The organism is Aliiglaciecola lipolytica E3, from assembly GCF_000314975.1.
Lineage (GTDB): Bacteria > Pseudomonadota > Gammaproteobacteria > Enterobacterales > Alteromonadaceae > Aliiglaciecola > Aliiglaciecola lipolytica.
The window spans coordinates 304247-323176 of the sequence record NZ_BAEN01000076.1; the positions used below are offsets into that span (position 1 = coordinate 304247).

The window sequence follows — 18930 nt, forward strand, 5'->3', positions numbered from 1 at the left end:
TTTGACTCATTGGTTTGATATCGGGATTAATTTACCAGATAAGCGATTGTCTGTACCCGATGTCATTTCACGCGCTATCAATAACGATGTTACTGGGATGCTCGTTATCGGCACAGACATACAGCAAAGCACTGATGCTTTATCCATAGCTCATCAATTCCCCGAATATTTGTATGCATCAGCTGGCATCCATCCTCATTATGCCAAAGATGCTGAACAAAACTTTGTGCAAAGCTTAAACGCATTGGCAGAGGATAAAAAAGTCGTTGCCATTGGAGAATGTGGTTTAGATTTTAATCGTAACTTTTCACCGCCGGACATTCAAAAAAGAATATTTGAACAACAGCTTGAACTCGCATGTGATCTAAAGTTGCCAGTTTACTTGCATGAGCGTGATGCATTTGAAGAGCAAATTTCTTTATTAAAACGTTATTCAAATTATTTAAACGGTGCTGTTGTTCATTGCTTCACAGGCAGCCTTGCACAAATGGAAGCATATCTTGAACTAGGTTTTTACATAGGCATTACCGGTTGGGTATGCGACCCTAAGCGCGGCGCTTCGCTTAGAGATGCCGTGCAACATTTGCCTGCAGATAGGATGCTATTAGAGACAGACTCTCCATACTTGAGGCCTAAAACGTTAAAATCGGGAACCAATCAACCGTCAAATATTCCACATATTGCGGAATTTATTGCAGAACTACGTCAACAATCAATTCAAGACTTGAAGCAAAACTGTTGGCGAAATACTATGAATTTATTTGCAATAGGCACAGATAGTGGAAGCTAGTGTTGCTAAATTAGGTGTTCGGCAAACTTGGTATATTGGCCTGGTCATTTTAATTGGGTTGCTATGCATCTTATCTATTTCAAAGTTGGGTGTTGGAAATAATTATCTTTTAGAGATAAACAAAGGCACGCTTTACCTTGAAGATACCAAAAATGCCTTTGATATTGACCAAATGCAAACTTACCAAAATGCTCAGTGGGAAGAAGAGCTAAATACGTCCCTGACTTTTGGAATGAGTAAAAATCCATACTGGTTTAAGTTTTTTTTACCTAATAACTTAAGTGACGAACCACTATTAATCGAAATCGACTATGTGATGTTGGACAAAGTTGATATGTGGTTTTTTAGTAATGGAAAACTGTTAGCAGAATTCCAAGAAGGTGATAGCTACCCGTTCAAGAAAAGGTTAATTCAAACCGAAAAACTACTGTTTCCTATTCCGCAATCTGATCATCGCATCTCAGTTATTGTTAAGGTCCAAACAGAAGGTACGTTAAAGCTGCCTTTGCGCGTATGGGAAGAAAGCGAATATTTAATTTATAGCGGCGAATATAATTTGTTGCTTGGCCTTTTTATTGGCTTTATGGCCGCTATGGCTTTAAGTAACTTATTCTTTTACGTTTCAACCGGCTCACCGAGTTTTTTAAGTTACAGCCTATATGTTGTAGCTGTGGGATTCACAGTTGCCACTATGCATGGCTTAGGATTCAAATATATTTGGCCTGATTGGGTTTGGTTTCAGAGTCGAAGTGTAGGCATTTTCGCTACATCGACGCTCTTGTTTATCTGTATTTTTACTCGCCAACTACTCGATGTCCAAAAACACAGTCGTACTATGGATAACCTAATAAAATACGCTGTTTGGGTGCTGAGTGTTTCGGTCATTGGTAGTCTCGTCATTCCTTACCATATTTACATCATCTATTTTCTTGTGACCCTATGTTTGATTTCACTGCTGATTTTTACAGCTAGTTTACTATTGATGTTTCGCGGAGTTAGGCTCGCAGGGTTTTACTTGCTCGCTTGGTCAGTGCTAATCACTGCCGGTTTTATGGCAGGATTGGAAAGCTTTGATTTAATCGACATGGATTTGTCGGCGCAATATTTTGTTATGTTAGGAGCCGCGGTAGAAACTTATATGTTAGCGTTCGCTTTGGCGATTTCCTACACCAAACAACGAGATGAACAGTATCAAAGCCAAGAACTAGTTTTGCTAGAAGAACGCATGGCGCGTGAATCCCAAGCAAAAGCGTTTAAACTCAAAGAAGAAGCACAAGAAGACTTAGAATATAAAGTTGAAGAACGTACTCTAGAATTAGAAATTGCTTTACGAGAATTGTCTGAAACTAACAATGAACTGGAACAACAAACACGTACAGATAGCCTTACTGGAATACGAAATCGGAAGCATTTCGATAAAAAGTTTGAGGCTGAAGTGCGTCGTTGCCGACGAGAACAATCTGATTTATCTATTGTCATGCTAGATATCGATCATTTCAAAACTATAAACGATAATTATGGTCATGTAGCGGGTGATGAAGTCATTAAAAGTGTGGCAAATGTACTTAAGACAAAGTTAAAACGAACGACAGATGACGCATGTCGTTATGGTGGTGAAGAGTTCGCTCTTATTTTACCCAATACGGACTTTGAAGGGGCTAAATCTTTGGCGGAGAACCTTCGTCAGAGTATCGAAGATTTGACCACTGAAGTAGATGGCGTGAAACTTAATGTCACGATAAGTGCAGGTGTTGCAACAACTATTGTAACTGGCTTAGATGATGAAAAAAGTCTACTGGAAAGCGCAGATAGAGCGCTGTATCAAGCGAAACGTGAAGGTAGAAACCGGGTTGAGAGTGTACATTTACACGCCCGAGATATTGTATAAACAGTAATGAGGTAATCGCTTTTATGTTCGAGCAAAAATTTCCTGCTAATCGCATGAGAAGAATGCGCAAACACCAGTTTACGCGTGACATGATGGCAGAAAATACACTAACAGCCAAAGATCTTATTTATCCTATGTTTGTTGTTGATGGACATCAGCAACGAATTCCTGTGCCCTCTATGCCAGGAGTCGAACGAGTATCAATTGATGAGTTGATAAAAGAAGCGAAAGAGATTGCTGCGCTGGGTATACCTGCTATCGCGCTTTTTCCCGTAACGCCGCTAGAATTAAAATCAGATTGTGCGAGCGAAGCATTTAATCCTGATGGTTTAGCACAGCGGGCGGTGAAAGCGATTAAAGAATCCGTTGCTGATCTCGCGGTGATTACTGATGTTGCGCTCGATCCTTTCACATCACACGGACAAGATGGTTTGATAGACGAATCTGGCTATGTTTTAAATGATGAGACCTGTGAAGTGTTGGTCAAACAAGCCTTGTCGCATGCCGAAGCTGGGGCCGATATTGTTGCTCCATCGGATATGATGGACGGCCGAATTGGAATTATTCGTGAAGCGCTTGAGCAACATCAATATATTCACACTTGCATTATGGCTTACTCTGCTAAATATGCGTCAAATTATTACGGCCCCTTTCGAGATGCGGTGGGATCTGCTGGTAACATCAAAGGGGGTAATAAACACAGTTACCAAATGGATCCAGCTAATTCCGACGAAGCCCTCCGTGAAATTGGACTCGATTTGCAAGAAGGTGCAGATATGGTAATGGTAAAACCTGGCATGCCATATCTAGACATTGTTCGTCGTTGCAAAGATACGTATCAAGTCCCAACGTTTGCTTATCAAGTGAGTGGTGAATACGCGATGCACAAAGCCGCCTTTGCGCAAGGCTGGTTAAATGAAGAAGCTGTAATAATGGAATCGCTAATGGCTTTTAAACGCGCAGGTGCGAACGGTATTCTGACTTACTTCGCAAAACAAGCAGCGCAAATTTTAGCAAAATAGTGAATGGCGCTTCGTATTACTTTTCTTTTTCAAGCATGTACGAGTGAGCTAAACCTATACACAACAAAGCACTTAATAACCACATTAATTGGTTGCCTATTAGATTAAATAATCCAGCGTAAATAGCACCAAACGCCAACAAGCCGATACCTACACAGGTATTGGCGGCTGCTACATAGCCTGACCTGTTGTTGCGTTCCGTGATATCTAATAAGTATGTTTTACGTCCAGTGCGAATACCTGCATGACCTAATGTGAGTATAAAAAATAACGTGTAAATCATATACAAAGAGAAATGTTCAATTCCCCAACTAACAGCGAAAGACGCAATTACACTAAACAAAGTGGCAATTCGAAGCGTTAGAACAGCCCCTTTATCTGATAATATTCCCCATACGTACGACGATATTAATGAGGCAAGGGCAGACAGACCAAGGAAGTAGGCTAGTTGATTCCCTTCTGCATTTTCATTAGCAGTAGAGGCGACTATAAAAGGAACGATTAATGCGCTTTGCATCAGTAATATACGACTAATAATAAGGTGTCGTAGATTTCTTTCGTGTTTTAATAATGTCCAAAAATGCTCAGCTGACTTAAGACTATCTGCAACTTGATATTCAACTTTTAACGGAATTGAAAATATCATTGAGAAGAGATATGCAAATCCCCCGGTTAGCAATAATCCATAAGAAATTTTGTGAGTAAGCGATTGTTCACTTAAGATAAATACGATGGCTGATATTAAAGTAAGCCCGCCCGATAAAGATGATGCCAAACCAATTAAATGGCCACGTTTACCTTTTTCAATCGTTTCAGCTTCCATATCTTTCATTGTTAATGAACAAATAGCGCGTCCAAAACTTACTAATGCCAATAGCAATAAAACGCTATATGCCAACAGCTTCCCACTGCAAAAAAACATAATTAAGACCATAGTGAGAACACCAAAGCCCTGCAACATTGTGCCAATTCGCCATAATGCAGTTCTATTTTCGAAATGACCTGACAAATGTGATTTGAGTAACCATTGAGGTAGCAACGACCCTGATTCTTTGATGGGTACCAACAACGAAATTAACCATGATGGGGCCCCACCTGCTGTTAATATATAGGGTAAAGTCGTTTTTGGTGAAACCAATAGGTCTGCAATTTTTGTTAAACAAGAAATACACAATAATAACAAAAACGCCTTTTTATCATCGTTATGCTTTGGACTCACTTGCTCATTCCATCCTTTAGTTACTTACTGATTTTTCTATTAATTACCGGATCATGTTTATCTATATCGTAGAATTAACTTCATTTCCAAAAAGAGACTAAACTAATACTAAGTTGGTGTGAAAAAGTTTCTAGATTACGTGTACTTTTTGCAAAGGAAGCTCATATTTACTCAGTTAGTTTGAGATTAGAAATATAAATACTTCAACTTAATCAAGTGGTTACGTAATTTTGTGGGAGTTGGCACGTAATCCGCTATGTATAAAGTGAACACAAACAAAAGGAGAATATCATGTTGAGCTGGGCACTAACATTTTTAGTAATCGCAATCATAGCAGCTGTATTTGGTTTTGGTGGAATTGCAGGTACTGCAGCAGGTATCGCTAAAATCATCTTTTTTGTTTTCGTAGTTTTACTAGTGATTTCATTAATTGCTAATGCAGTTCGAGGTAAAGGTCCTAACGTTTAGGACACTTTACAAAAAAATAAAATTTTACTTTATAACGCTATTACTTAACGGAGAAACATATGAAAACTTTTAAACAAACACTACAGATTTTACTTATCGCTGGTTCAGTATTTGCAATCGCTGCTTGTGAGCAGGGACCTGCAGAAGACGCTGGAGAAAAAGTAGATGAAATGGTAACTGACGCAGGAAACGCTATTGAAGACGCCTGTGAAGACGTTAAAGAAGGTGTTAAAGCTGAAGATAAAGATTGTTAATCAAATCTAGCTTTCAAGCTTTACGACTTTAAAAGGGCTCATTGAGCCCTTTTTTATTACTTACTCGAGGTGATTTATGGATTTTAAAATTATAATAATCGCAATAGTGATAAGCGTGGGTTTTTTTGTTACATCCACAGGTTTATCTGGCGGAAGCCCTATCTATACGTTCTTAGCTTCTTTTGGTTTATTTATGATCATTCTGGTAATTAGCATGCTACTCTTCGCTAAGAAAAACAGAAAAAAATAAACTAAATCAAGAAAATTGCGCAGCCTACTTAATCTGCTATTTATTTACATTTGAAGTGAGGCTGCAATTTGACTCTCGGATGCGATTTATGGGATATATTCTGCTTCTATGAAAAATTTGGCCAGCATAGATAAACTCTTCGATTCAATAAAAACCAGCTTCTGGTTTATTCCCATTCTAATGGTTGTAACTTCAATTGTATCAGCGTGGCTAATGGTCTGGATTGATCATGCTCAGGCTTGGGGAAGACTTGATTGGTTAAAGTTTCTTTATCAAACTGACCAAGACACCCTACTATCGTTAGTGAATACTATTGCTGCTTCAATGATTACGGTTACCAGTATTGCCTTCTCGATTACTATCGTAACGTTAACACTCGCTTCATCTCAATTTGGACCTCGATTGATCCGGAATTTTATGGATGACCGTGGGACACAATTAGTGTTGGGCACCTTTATATCGAATTTTTCCTACTGCGTGGTGTTAATTTATTGCATGAGTTTAGATTCAAATCAGGGAATAAAAATGGGGCTATCCATTATTTGGTGCCTGCTTGCAACACTATGTAGTGTTTTTATTCTCATTTATTTTATTCATCATGTGGCACGTTCCATCCAAGCGGACAATGTTATCAATGAGATATGTCATGAAATAAACCGCTCCGTTGAGCCGCTGTATTTTTCAGAGCAGGCTTCTTCAACGCAAAATAGTTTAGAAGGGCATTTTGTACACTCACTTTCAATTGAAACTAAACACAGTGGCTACTTGCAAGTATTGAGTTGTCAAACTCTATGTCAATTGGCTCAAACTCATGACATGTTGGTAGAGTTTCATTGGCGTCCCGGTGATTTGATTAATAAGCATGCGGAACTCGCGGTGTTAAAGAGCCACAAGCCCATAGCAGATGATTTACAGAATGAAATTAATCAGTGTTGCGTGATTGGTAGTATAAGAACGCCTATTCAAGATCCAGAATATGCCATACATCAAATGGTTGAAATTGCCGTTCGAGCCCTTTCAACCGGAGTCAATGATCCCTATACGGCGATAACCTGTGTCGACAAGTTGTGCTTAGTTTTATGTGATCTCGCAACTCACAAACTGCATCAAGGTCTCCATTATGATGGGAACGGGGTATTGCGATTAAAGCGTCGTCCTTATGATTTTAGTGGATTGGCGAATTCAGCTTTTGATCAAATTCGTCAATATGCGCAAGATTCAGTCGCAGTGACAATTCGATTGTTGGAAAGCTTACACCGAATTGCTATCGCTACAGATAAAACTGATATTCATCACGTATTGCGAGAACAGCTTAAAGCAATACAAGAGATAAAACAGAAAGCACAATACACAGTAAAAGACAGCCAAGATTTTGATAAAAGTGTACACAAGTTAGAACGAGAATTATTAGTTAAAGCCGAATCTTGTTAGGTCTTGTGCTTATCCATAATTAAGCTTAAAAACCTTGGTAACGTTACAGTTAAGTCAGAGCATCAAATCTCCTGTAGAAATTACACTTCAACATTACAAAAATACAAATAATTCTCAGTCAAATATTTTGGATTTTATAAAAACTTCATTTAAATCAATGTATTGTATTTTGGCATCGTTCTGGCATTAGGTTAATTGTCTAAATACAAAAGGAGACACTGATATGAAACGTACTACTTGTTCACTATTAATTGCTGCTGCGTTAACGACTGCTTCAATGAGTGCTAACGCAGAAAACGAATGGTCAGAAAGAACTAAAGATGCATGGATTGATGGTAAAGCTGAAACGACTTTATTATTCAATGGCAACCTTGATTCGTTCGATATCGACACCGACGTAAATAATGGCGTTGTTACCCTAACAGGTAAAGTTGATACTGAAGTAGATAAAGCATTGGCTGAAGAGCTAATACTATCGCTTGATGGTGTTGAAGACGTTGATAATAAATTAACTGTCTTTAATGAAGATAAGGCCGGAGAAGATGACGAAACCTCTGAGGTTATGCAAACACTGAAAGATTCTAAAGTAGCATCGGTAGTTAAAACCCGTTTGTTATTTGAATCAGAAGTAAGTGGTACTGATATCAACGTAGAAGTTGAGGACGGTGTTGTTACCCTTATCGGTGAATTAGATTCTGAAGCAGAACTAGAGCTAGCTGTTGCGATTGCTGAAAATACTAACGACGTAAAAAGCGTAGTATCTAAACTGACTGTTGTTCAGACCATCGTAAAGCACTAATAAGCTAAATAATTAAGAAGCGCCTTCGGGCGCTTTTTTTATGTTTAATAGGGAGGAAAATAGCAGTTAACTAATAATTGCTTAAAGTTTATACTGCTGACTTAGATATACATAGGAAGGAATCATCATGTCGCAATCTAAAAAGCAAGCAGTTGTATTAGTACACGGAATTGGCGAACAGCGACCAATGGAAACAGTTCGAGAATTTGTTAAATCTGTTTGGGTTAAAGATACCAAATTAGACAATACTCGGTTTTGGAATAAACCTAGTGAGGTTTCTGGTTCATTTGAACATCGTAGATTGACCACAGACTACGCCGAAATTAAAAACAATCCAGATAAACAAACCACATCCAGAGTCGATTTTTTTGAATATTATTGGGCTCACCATACCGTTGGTACCACCCTTGAACACTTACGTGGTTGGGTATTTTCAATGTTGCGACGTAAGCCTAGCGACTACCCATCAGCCTTAAAACCCATGATTTATTTACTCTGGACACTCATTTTTGGGATTTTATTAGTGCTGATTTCTATTGGTTTTTTTGAACCAGCAGAAAAAGCGGGAGACTCCTCAACATGGCATCAAATTTATGAATACTATATTAGCCCGGTGCTGTTGGTGGCTTTGAGTATTGGTGTAGCTAAGATTGTCAGTTATTTGGGGGATGTAGCTCGCTATATCACTGCAACGCCATCAAACATAAAGGTAAGAAAGGAAATTCGCGATGGCGGAGTTAAACTGTTGGAAAGTATTGCTCAAACTGGAAAATACGACCGTATCGTTTTAGTGGGCCATAGTTTGGGGTCGATTATTGCCTATGATGTATTAACTCAATATTGGGCACGCAAAAACAAATTTAAAAACGCTGCAGGAGAGCCATTACCTCTTTCTGAAGCGGCATTAAAGTTGGTGCACAGCATGGAAAATATGGACCACCAACCTGATGTTACTGAATATCGTAAACTTCAATTGCAATTGTTTGAGCAGCTAAAGCTGGATATGGAGTTACATGGTGAGTCATCTGGTAATGCGCAATGGTTAATTTCAGATCTGGTAACCCTGGGAAGCCCTTTGACTTATGCAGATTTCCTGTTGTTCGACAAGAAAATGGACTTTGTGGATAGAAAATTAGACCGAGAATATCCAACCTCACCACCGGTTAAAGAAAACGAGCACTATTATTATCAAACTAACGAGGACAAGTTTCTGCACCATGGTGCAGTGTTTAGCTTAGTAAGATGGACTAATATCTATTCTAAACCATTCAATATCTTTTTTGGCGATCTAATCTCTGGTCCTGTTAGTAGAGCTTTTTCTAACCCACAAATATCCAAAGATTTAGTATCCGAAAAGCAACCAGATTCCCCAATTTTAGATATCGACGTAGAAGCTGCCTACCCGAAACGATATCCGCGCCTATTTACTCACACCAATTATTGGCGTTGGCATGATAATTTTGATCGCGAAGGTGCGCCAGATCACATTATTAAATTACGAGAAAGTTTGGGGCTGGTGGAGTGGTGAAAGGCGTAAAACACGGCCTCGACACGCAACTGTGAAGAGGCAGTTCGGTGACTCGGTGATGGAGCCGATTACCTATAACGCCGTTTTCGATTAGCATCTATGATAGCTCAGTCATTTTTCATTATCTTTAAAAAGCCTCGAAATACACGAGGCTTTTATCTCGTCTGTTTTGATACGTCGTTGTTAGTCAGACTCTGCTTCGCTGTCGTCAGCAGATTGCGAGTTTGCAGCCGGTGTTTCCTCGGCATCCTTATCCCCACTACCTTTTTTGTGTTTATCACTTAACATCACATTCAGCTTTTCGCCTCCTTTGGCGTCAAAATCCAACGTTCTGATTGGGAATGGAATTAGAATATCTGATTCTTCCAGAGCGCGTTTTATTTCCACTACTGCTTTATGCCTAGCCTGCATAAATCCTGTTTCACCGGGATATTTGATCCAAAACCAAACAAGTAAATCAACGCTGCTATCGCCAAACCCTTTGGCAAAAACACCCGTTTCTTCCTTGTTAATAACAAAGTCACACTGATTAATACATTGTACCAATGCATCTGACGCTTCCTGTGGATCGTCAGCATAGGATATACCGACAGGTACTTCGATGCGTCTTCTACCCGTAGTCGAATAATTTGTCAGCACGTTTCGAAATAAAATTTTGTTAGGAACGACTTCAATTTGGCCAAAAAATGTTTCAACCAACGTGTTGCGAAGATTAATGGTTTGTACTGTGCCAAATACGTCATCTGCTTCAATGACATCCCCTATTTGAAATGGTTTTCGAATGCCCATTGCGATGCCTGCAATCAGGTTCTCGGCCATATCCTGAAATGCAAAACCCAAAGCTAAACCTATGATGCCGGCTCCCGCTAGCAGCGACGTAACCGTACCAGTAAGACCTAGGAATTCCAGGGCGATAAATAGACCCATGAATAAAACAAGAACTTTAATAATCGACGCCAAAAGGTCGGCAATTTGTTTTGATTCTAATGTTCTATGTAAGATATTTCGTGCAGTTCGACCGACGATTTTTGCGATTATGCCAAACACAATTGCCAGTAAAATCGCTACCACAAAATTAGGTAAGTGCTTTATGCCTGCCTCTAGCCACCCTTGCAGTTTGTCGTGGATCAGTGACCAGAATTTATCTATTTCAATAAAGTCCATACTTAGTACTTCCAGATAGTTATTGGTTTTCGAGTTCAGTTACTGTGACGTTAGCTAATTTTTGATAGGTACTTTGAATTTCACTGACAACATTTGTAAGTGACGCAGCAATTTGCGGATCATTGGTAGTCGCAATGGCTTTATTCAATTCTGATAAGTGTTGCTCTTCTACATCCTCCAAATGGGCTACTAGATCGCGAGGATTGAGTTTGACTTGTTTGCTAAGTATATTTTGATAGTAATCTTCAATGCTGGTAGAGGTCATGGTTTCCTCTTCTGACAATTGATAGCGGTTTTCTGCAAGCTCTACTAATTCAGATATTTGCTGAAAATAGCTTTTTGCCATATCGAAACACACTTGTTTGACAGCATAATGTTTTACATTCTGGCCAACGTGATTGTAAAAGTCTCCGCCGAGCCGACACATTTGGATGACAGCTTTTAACAGTGCGCGATTGGATTCATGTTCTTCATTGTTGTCGTTAGTATTCGCTGACATAGTAAACTCCCTTAATTACATTGGTAGGTTTAAACTAGTTTAAGCGCTTTTCTATTACGTTAACTTGTATGTGACTCAATGGCTAAAACGGTTCGCTTATTAAACACCAAGTAAACGCGTAACTAGTTGAATATATTAAATTAAAATCCCTATACTTTAATGATAACGTTGGTATTCGAAATCATTAACTTACTCCTTTGAAAATTATAGACCAGTGCGCAGATTCCTTACGGGATAGTTATGCTTCTGGTTGAGAAAATACTTTTAAAGACCGGGGCTTTTGGATCACTTCAATACTCTCTGCTTGTCTATTTTCCCCATCCACAACATATTTTAGTTTGCCGTTCCCACTGATTTTTACCCGTTGTGCTCTTGCATGCACAATACTTTCATCTGAATCGTTTTCAAACATTGTGCGCAGGGCTAATTGCGCCAATTTAAGGTAGTTTTCACCAGCCGTTTCTGTTCTAACCAGCCAGGTTACATCGAGTAATCCATCGGTAAAGTCGGGTAGGCCTCCCCCTTGCGCTAGTACTGTGGTCGCAGGAGCAGCATTAGCAATCACTAAGCTACCTGTATGAATTGTTTTAGGTTCTTGATCGTCAATTTGTATAGTTAATTCTGCCGCGTCGTTTGTTGCAATAGCATCATACAAGGCCCCTAAATAGGCTAACTGACCATTATTATTTTTTTCATCGCGGTCGGCCTCTTCAATCATGCGCTGTTCGAAGCCTATCCCAACAACCAAAAGAGTGAGTTCATCATTACATTGCGCGGTGTCAATTTGGAGCACGTTTCCGGCGATTATGGCATCACAAGCAATAACAATTGGCGTGACTTTCGAACTTGCGCCATACAATGCGTGAGCAAGTGCGTTTGCTGTACCCATCGGTATAATACCTAGGGTTAAATCCGTACCAACCAATTGAGAAGCAACTTCCGTTAAGGTGCCGTCTCCTCCACAAGCTATAACTTGTTTAGCTCCTTCGGAAATGGCTAACTTCGCCATCTCAGCCCCACTTTTTTCAGGTGTGGTCTGGTAAACTTCTAATTCAAAGTGTGGTGACAAACGTTGTATGATTTCATCTTCGTTATCTTGCCATTTGCCACCGCCAGCGACTGGGTTGACTACGATAGCTAGCTTGTTTTTCTGAGTTAATACTCCACTTTCATGTAACTTTTTCAGTTTTTTCAATTGAAACTTGTTCAAGCGTGCAGTTGACCGGCTAAGATTAATTTCTTCTAATGCTTGATCTACGGTTAGTTCAGGACTTTTACTCAACAAATAAGCTGCCATCACTAATACCGAGCGTCCTCTTCCTAACGCACAGTGAACTACAACAGCTCTGTCATCGCTAATGTGATTGTCTAGCCATCTGATGGCTTCCATTAACACTTCTTTTGATGGACTTTGGTGATCGAGGACAGGGACGTTCAAATAATCCATGTTTTCGCCGTGAGCAGATACATCGAGCCCATCAAACTCTGCCGTTACATCCAATACAGCTTTGACTTTTAAATGATTTAGTTCTGGCATATCTGATGGAAAAAGTCGGCATGCTAAATACAAATTATCACGAACTTTTTGAATTGCTGGAACACTATCATTTTTTCGCTCTCGCGCATTATAAGCTTGAGTGCCAATTAAGAACGGGACAAAAATCCATTTAATATAATAGGGAATAGAACCATCAATTTTTTTTCTGAAAATTTTCGGTGAATGGAATAAGTACGCAATCGTAACAGCAGTTAAAGAGAGACCAATCCATATAAACAAGACTTTGAGTACGAGGAAGCCGCTTAGATAGGCAAGTAAAAACGAGAACAGCGCACCTAGTCCATAATACTTTGTAATAAACATACTTCTCCCCATTTAATAAATAATATAAAGCGAACAGCATGCCAATTTTTATTTGTATTTAAGTTATTGTTTTTATGGGTAAAAGTTAATTTTTAAAATGCGCGAGTCGCTCAACTAAGCAATAAGTGCAAGCCGTTCAGCAAATATTACACAACTAAAGATACTTAAGTTGCACACCGATTCCAAATCGTTGCTGATGGCGATTGTAATCAATTAACGAGTCACCATAACCATTAAAGTATTGAAACACCACATCGTATCTATCATTTATTGGGTAGGTGATGTTTAATTCAACGCTGCCTTTATTATCTGATTTTAGATTATTTCTGAGTAACGTGAGAATATTAAAGTTACCCACCTTTTTACCGTAACCAATTTCAAAATGACCATAATAATCTGTGATATCTGGATTATCGTCTCCTGACGGGCTGTTAACATTTTCCTTTTCATCTTCGGGAATGCGATACCATGTTTTTAAGTAATAAACGGAATCTCTATCACTAAACAAGGCTGAAGCATAAATGCGATTCCAACTTCTTGATTTTAATCCGCTTTGACCGTTTGAATTATGGTTCAATCCTAAATGTACCTGATTAAATTTTATGCCTAGAAAACGATATTGGGTTTTCCAGAAGTAAAATATTTCTGGCTCGTAATTGGTCTCCCTAAATGGTTTTGATGCCTCGTCGTTATAAACTTGCCAATATGACTGTAACGTAAAACCAGCATAAACCCCTGAACGATAGTCATCATTAAGATAAACCGGTAGCTTGACGCTTATCTGATATTTCGCTTCTAGATTATCGACATTTTCTGAGTCAAGTTCGGTAACTCCAATCGTATTGGGATCTTTGACATAGGTAAGAGGTAACACATAATTGGTTTTGTATTGGGTAATGGCAAAGGGGATTTGCAGCGCCAAGTCATCTGATGCTTCACGCTTTTCCAACAGTGTTTCTTCATCCTTGATGGGCTCGTCTTTTAATTCTGTCTCAGTGACTGTTTGGGCTAACACGAGCGGAGAAAAAGCCAATATTAATAGGCTAAAGACAGTGACGAGATGGGTTTTAACACGATTCATGAATTAGTTGCTTGCCAAGAAAAAAGTGGTTAGATCTTTTCATTAATTGAATAAGTTTAAAAGGGTAAAACACATATATTCTGTTTTTTTACACCAATGTGAATTTTAGGAGTGTTTTTTTGATTAAGCTTACGTTGTTCAGCAATTTTATAACACCAAGATAGCTCTAAGTTATTGGTATGGAGCCAATAAATAAAAAAGCCACCGCCCCAAGTAGTGGTAAAGCGGTGGCCTGCTCTAAAAAAGGTTAGAGCCAAAAGTTCCCTAAGATACGGGAGAGGAAGTCGTAACCTAACGCCTTTTGCGCTAGTGAGTTTTGTCCATTTCGCTTTGATACTTACCTGCAAGGTTGTCTTTTTGAGTTGCGCTTAGCACCTTCCCTGCTTGTTGGAAAAATTCATGCTCTTCTTCCGCTAGGTGATGCTCAACTAGGTCTCTTAGCTTTTTCATGGTCGGTAACCAACCCGGAGAACTCATTTCCGTGTCATCTAATTTTTCAAGCAATTCATCTATTTCATGATGCTCAGCTATCGCATGTCTTGATTGTTCAACGGTTTGATCTGATTTCATGAGAGGCGCATAAAAATAGCGCTCTTCAGCAATTGCGTGATCAACTAATGCTTGTTTTAATTCAGCATAAAAGTCGCGACGACTTTCTGTATCACCAGAGGTCTCTACCAAGATCTTCATTAGTAAACGTTGTTTTTCGTGGTCTTTACGAATAGCTTCAAAAATTTCCATTAGTTGTTCCTTTTTATTTAGTTCTAAAATGTTAAAGGGTCTGAACCTTACTAAGCGAACTTAGTGCCAAAATTTAATTTATTTCTAATTTATTGATATTTAAGGATTAAATCTTAATATCTAAATTTGGCAGGGTAATTCTGGTGAGTTATCGCGGAAATTATTACAGGACAAATGTATCTTTTTCAGAGTTGTAGCGTACAAACAAGACTCGCTTCGCAAAGAGTAGAAAAGCTGTCTAAATAAACAAAAAGGAGAACAGCATGAAGGTTTTTTTAATTGCCTATTTAGGGGTAGCCGGCTGCTATTTAATTCTGGATGGTATCTGGTTAGGTTTGGTCGCTAAAAATAGCTATTTGGAAGCAATGCAAGGTATGTTACGAGAGTCGTATCCAGTTCTTCCTTGGGTGACTTTTTATATTTTGTACAGTGCAGCTGCTGTTTATTTGGTTGTTTTAAAGAATCTACACAGTCCGGGCTGGCAAGTGTTTTTCGATGGGGCTATTTTAGGCTTGGCTGCCTATGGCGCTTACAATTTGACTAATTACGCAATTTTAGAAGGTTGGCCGTTGGGAATTACATTAAAAGATTGGGCTTGGGGGACATTCGTAACTGCCGCTAGCTGTTGGAGTGGCTGGTGGTTGGTATCAAATCTTTATCAGGATGCCGCTTAGAAAGCCCATAAAAAAGGCGAAAGCCAGTTAATGCTTTCGCCTATCTTTTAGACGTGTTTATTAAGCACGAATTTGTCCGTTGCCATTTACCAAATACTTTTCAGTGGTCAATGATTCGAGACCCATTGGTCCGTATGCATGTAGTTTTGTTGTGGCAATGCCAATTTCAGCACCAAGTCCTAATTGACTTCCATCTGAAAAACGCGAAGACGCATTGACCATTACCACTGATGCATCGACGCTACGTTGGAAACGTTTGGCCGTTACATCATTTTGCGTACAAATCACCTCAGTATGGTTGCTACCAAAACGTGCGATGTGGTCAAGAGCATCATCCATGCTATCAACGGTTTTAACCGCGATTTCCAGATCCAAATACTCTTCTCCGAAGTCAGATTCTGCAATAACATTACAACTTGCAATGTGTTCTGAAGAACGTTCACAAGCATTAATAGTTACCGAATGGCGTAGCAGAACATCACTTACTATTGGCAGAATTTGTGCGGCAATATCTTTGTGCACTATCAATCCTTCAATTGCATTACAAACCCCTGTGCGCTGTGTTTTACCGTTGATCAATAGTTGAATCGCGGTTTCAAAATCTGCATCGGCATCAATGTATAAATGACATACACCTTTAAAATGCTGAATAACCGGAATTTTACTATTCTCAGTAACGTAATTGATCAAGCCTTCACCACCACGTGGTATAACAACATCAATAAAATCACGCTGCTCTAACAACTCTTGCATCAATTTACGGTCAGGGTTGGGCACAACGGTGATCAACTCAGCTGGTAAGTCGTGTTCAACCAATACGTTTTGTAAGATCTCTGAAATAGCCTTACTTGATGCCAATGCTTCTTTACCACCACGTAATATCACAGCATTACCTGATTTGAAACATAATGCTCCGGCATCAGCTGTAACATTTGGGCGTGCTTCGTAAATCATGCACACAACCCCTAAAGGCACTCGCATCTTACTAATTTCTAAGCCATTAGGACGCTGGCCCAATTCACGTTGAATGCCCACTGGATCAGCGAGGCTAACAATGGTTTCTATACCCACTGCCATATCTTCTATTCTTTGCGTATTCAAAGTGAGTCGGTCCATCATAGCGTCAGACAACTGCGCCTGCTTGGCATTGTCTAAATCGACTAGATTGGCTTTTAAAATATGCTCTTCGTTGGCTCTAATAGCCTTGGCCATGTCTCTTAATACACGGTCTTTTCTGTCAGTATCCAATACCGCTAGTTTTCTAGCTGCTTTTGCAGCTTGTAGAGATAGATCTCTAATTAAACTCATTGTTTCTCCAATAATGCTATATTTTTATCCGAAATAATCGGCCCTGTTTGACGCTGAAACTCGTTGGCAAAGTCTTGATCTGTTTGCTCAGCAATAAACGTCAAAAGACAACTGCTGTAGTTAGATCTTGCTTTAGCCAATCTGGTACCGTCGCCCTTGCGGACAAGTACAGTGTCACCAACCGAAAAACTGCCTTTAATTTCAATGATTTCATCACTGGTTAAGGCTTCGTCACCATCTAAAGATGTGATGTCGACATCATCACCTACAACGACCACTCCTTGTTCTTTGGATGTATGCTTCATCCAGTGCTCGTGTTCTTTCATTGGTGTTTCATGCGGCTGGAAATGTGTTCCAGGATTTTTTCCTTCCAGTAACATATTAAACGTCAATTCCGTAAATCCATTTACGATGAATGTATCAATACCATGTGAAACCGCTTTTTCAGCAGCCTCTATTTTTGTACGCATTCCGCCAGTACCTGTCGCGCTAGTGGTACCTCCGGCCATTTTATAAATGTCTTCATCAATAACAGAAACCCAAGATAATAATTTCGCATCATCGTGGGTGTGCGGATTTTTGTCGTATAATCCGTCAATGTCAGAACAAATAATAAGTGAATCTGCATCTGCCGCCCCTGCAACCATTGCAGCTAAGTTATCATTGTCACCAACACGCAAGTTATCTGTTGTTACTGTGTCATTTTCATTGATGATTGGAATGATGCCATTTTCAAGTAATGAGAAAATGGTTTCACGTATGCTGACATAGCGCTCTCTATCACGGAGATCGCCATGGGTTAATAAAATCTGAGCTGATGGAAAATCAAACAAGCGATCCCATGTCGCCATCATTTCGGTTTGACCAGCCGCTGCCATCGCTTTTTTAATTGCGATATTTTCAGTATCACCACTGAATAGGTGTCGTCCAGCTGCTACTGAACCTGATGATACCAATACTATTTCAATTCCTTTCGCGCGACATTTAACAATAAATTGCGCTATTCCTAATAAAAAATGTGAGCTGCACCCCTGATTTTTAGGAGCAATAAGTGCACTACCCACTTTAATTACGATTCGTTTCCAATTAAACGTATTCATTTTTCCCGCTTAGTTACTTTAGATAATTAAGTTAGATACTAATTAATCGTATTGAATTAATTAGTGTACGAATGATATTATCCCTTTTTTAGCTCAAATAAGCAACGGCGGGCTCTCCAGAAGAGGCGTTTCAAATGTTAATGAGATGATCGGTATGGATAGCTATTTACCCTAATCAACCCTATCTGAATTATTATGCAAAATATATGAATAAGTATTCCTCAATATTTGTATAAATAATTTTAAATTGTTATAAAAACGCGCTTTTTGATTGCGCAAATTGGGTTATTTGATAGAGTTCTATGCAAAATAATAGAATAAAACCACTATGAAAAAATACGAATCACTATTAGTTTCTCTTCGCAAAGTCATCCGGGCAATCGACTTATATTCCAAAAAATTGAGTAAAGAAACGGGTTTAACTTCTCCGCAACTCATTGTCTTACAACATATATCTAATAGTGATGGAGTAATGGTTAAAGATATCGCAACGAATATAAATTTAAGCTCAGCAACGGTTACCAGTATTTTGGACAGGTTAGAGGCTAGGGGCTTTTTGATTCGTGAGCGATCTGTTGTTGATAAACGTAAGGTTGAATTACACCTGACTGATGAAGGAGCTGCAGCGATTAAAGAGTCCCCCACATTGTTGCAGCAGCATTTCATCACTCGATTTGAAGCCATGGAGGAATGGGAGCAGTCACAAATGCTAGCAACCATGGAGCGCATGGCTATGATGATGGATGCGTCAGATATTGATGCCGCTCCCATGCTGCAAGTGGGTGGTATTCAAACAACTGAATAGCAATTACCTGACTCATGGCAATAGCAGGAGATTGTGACAGAAGTATTT

18 protein-coding genes are annotated in these 18930 nt (G+C 39.2%); 10 read left to right on the forward strand and 8 right to left on the reverse strand.

Features of this window, described 5'->3' with window-relative positions; all coding sequences use genetic code 11:
• The first annotated feature begins 1 nt into the window (after position 1).
• The 3 genes from GLIP_RS19880 to hemB are packed head-to-tail and all read left to right on the forward strand — an operon-like array spanning position 2 to position 3700.
• Positions 2 to 790 carry a TatD family hydrolase gene (locus GLIP_RS19880; protein ID WP_008846511.1) on the forward strand — a complete coding sequence of 263 codons (789 nt, stop codon included), beginning with the start codon at positions 2 to 4 and terminating at the stop codon, positions 788 to 790.
• On the forward strand, positions 780 to 2678 hold the full coding sequence (locus tag GLIP_RS19885; protein ID WP_008846512.1) for a sensor domain-containing diguanylate cyclase: 1899 nt from the start codon (positions 780 to 782) through the stop codon (positions 2676 to 2678). The genes GLIP_RS19880 and GLIP_RS19885 overlap by 11 nt, the downstream gene beginning before the upstream one ends.
• A gap of 23 nt (positions 2679 to 2701) precedes the next feature.
• Positions 2702 to 3700, forward strand: a complete 999-nt coding sequence (gene hemB, locus GLIP_RS19890; RefSeq protein ID WP_008846513.1) for a porphobilinogen synthase — start codon at positions 2702 to 2704, stop codon at positions 3698 to 3700.
• Positions 3701 to 3716: 16 nt separating this feature from the next.
• Here the strand turns inward: hemB and GLIP_RS19895 are convergent, their stop codons facing one another.
• A complete protein-coding gene (locus GLIP_RS19895; protein WP_008846514.1) occupies positions 3717 to 4919 on the reverse strand; it encodes an MFS transporter in 1203 nt (400 codons plus the stop codon).
• Between the two features lie 291 nt (positions 4920 to 5210).
• Here GLIP_RS19895 and GLIP_RS21775 point away from each other — a divergent pair, with 291 nt between their 5' ends.
• The 5 genes from GLIP_RS21775 (at position 5211) to GLIP_RS19920 (ending at position 9649) form a co-directional block, all read left to right on the forward strand.
• Positions 5211 to 5387 (forward strand): DUF1328 domain-containing protein, encoded by a 177-nt coding sequence (locus GLIP_RS21775; protein ID WP_008846515.1) that lies wholly within the window; start codon positions 5211 to 5213, stop codon positions 5385 to 5387.
• Between the two features lie 59 nt (positions 5388 to 5446).
• A complete protein-coding gene (locus GLIP_RS19905; protein WP_008846516.1) occupies positions 5447 to 5641 on the forward strand; it encodes a hypothetical protein in 195 nt (64 codons plus the stop codon).
• Positions 5642 to 5999: 358 nt separating this feature from the next.
• The gene (locus GLIP_RS19910; protein WP_008846518.1) at positions 6000 to 7322 is read left to right on the forward strand and encodes a DUF2254 domain-containing protein; all 1323 of its coding nucleotides are present in this window, start codon (positions 6000 to 6002) and stop codon (positions 7320 to 7322) included.
• Between the two features lie 223 nt (positions 7323 to 7545).
• On the forward strand, positions 7546 to 8121 hold the full coding sequence (locus tag GLIP_RS19915) for a BON domain-containing protein (RefSeq protein ID WP_008846519.1): 576 nt from the start codon (positions 7546 to 7548) through the stop codon (positions 8119 to 8121).
• A 127-nt stretch (positions 8122 to 8248) separates the two neighbouring features.
• Positions 8249 to 9649, forward strand: a complete 1401-nt coding sequence (locus GLIP_RS19920; protein ID WP_008846520.1) for a hypothetical protein — start codon at positions 8249 to 8251, stop codon at positions 9647 to 9649.
• A 183-nt stretch (positions 9650 to 9832) separates the two neighbouring features.
• Here GLIP_RS19920 and GLIP_RS19925 read toward each other — a convergent pair whose 3' ends face one another.
• From GLIP_RS19925 to GLIP_RS19950, 5 genes are all read right to left on the reverse strand, one after another.
• Positions 9833 to 10813 (reverse strand): mechanosensitive ion channel family protein, encoded by a 981-nt coding sequence (locus GLIP_RS19925; protein ID WP_008846521.1) that lies wholly within the window; start codon positions 10811 to 10813, stop codon positions 9833 to 9835.
• Between the two features lie 19 nt (positions 10814 to 10832).
• A complete protein-coding gene (locus tag GLIP_RS19930) occupies positions 10833 to 11312 on the reverse strand; it encodes a ferritin family protein (RefSeq protein WP_008846522.1) in 480 nt (159 codons plus the stop codon).
• Positions 11313 to 11550: 238 nt separating this feature from the next.
• On the reverse strand, positions 11551 to 13173 hold the full coding sequence (locus GLIP_RS19935; RefSeq protein ID WP_008846523.1) for a diacylglycerol kinase family protein: 1623 nt from the start codon (positions 13171 to 13173) through the stop codon (positions 11551 to 11553).
• 154 nt (positions 13174 to 13327) lie between these two features.
• On the reverse strand, positions 13328 to 14254 hold the full coding sequence (locus GLIP_RS19940; RefSeq protein WP_008846524.1) for a phospholipase A: 927 nt from the start codon (positions 14252 to 14254) through the stop codon (positions 13328 to 13330).
• 306 nt (positions 14255 to 14560) lie between these two features.
• Positions 14561 to 14995: a hemerythrin domain-containing protein gene (locus GLIP_RS19950; RefSeq protein ID WP_008846526.1), complete on the reverse strand. Its 435-nt coding sequence runs from the start codon at positions 14993 to 14995 to the stop codon at positions 14561 to 14563.
• Between the two features lie 263 nt (positions 14996 to 15258).
• On the opposite strand from GLIP_RS19950, the gene GLIP_RS19955 reads away from it, so the two are divergent.
• Positions 15259 to 15669 carry a DUF2177 family protein gene (locus GLIP_RS19955; protein WP_008846527.1) on the forward strand — a complete coding sequence of 137 codons (411 nt, stop codon included), beginning with the start codon at positions 15259 to 15261 and terminating at the stop codon, positions 15667 to 15669.
• Between the two features lie 60 nt (positions 15670 to 15729).
• Here the strand turns inward: GLIP_RS19955 and GLIP_RS19960 are convergent, their stop codons facing one another.
• Together GLIP_RS19960 and proB are read right to left on the reverse strand one after the other, a co-directional pair.
• A complete protein-coding gene (locus GLIP_RS19960; RefSeq protein WP_008846528.1) occupies positions 15730 to 16977 on the reverse strand; it encodes a glutamate-5-semialdehyde dehydrogenase in 1248 nt (415 codons plus the stop codon).
• Positions 16974 to 18077, reverse strand: coding sequence for a glutamate 5-kinase (gene proB, locus GLIP_RS19965; RefSeq protein WP_008846529.1), 1104 nt, complete (start codon positions 18075 to 18077; stop codon positions 16974 to 16976). Before proB ends, GLIP_RS19960 begins: the two co-directional genes overlap by 4 nt.
• Before the next feature lie 328 nt (positions 18078 to 18405).
• On the opposite strand from proB, the gene GLIP_RS19970 reads away from it, so the two are divergent.
• Positions 18406 to 18882 (forward strand): MarR family winged helix-turn-helix transcriptional regulator, encoded by a 477-nt coding sequence (locus GLIP_RS19970; RefSeq protein WP_008846530.1) that lies wholly within the window; start codon positions 18406 to 18408, stop codon positions 18880 to 18882.
• The last annotated feature ends 48 nt before the right edge of the window (positions 18883 to 18930 follow it).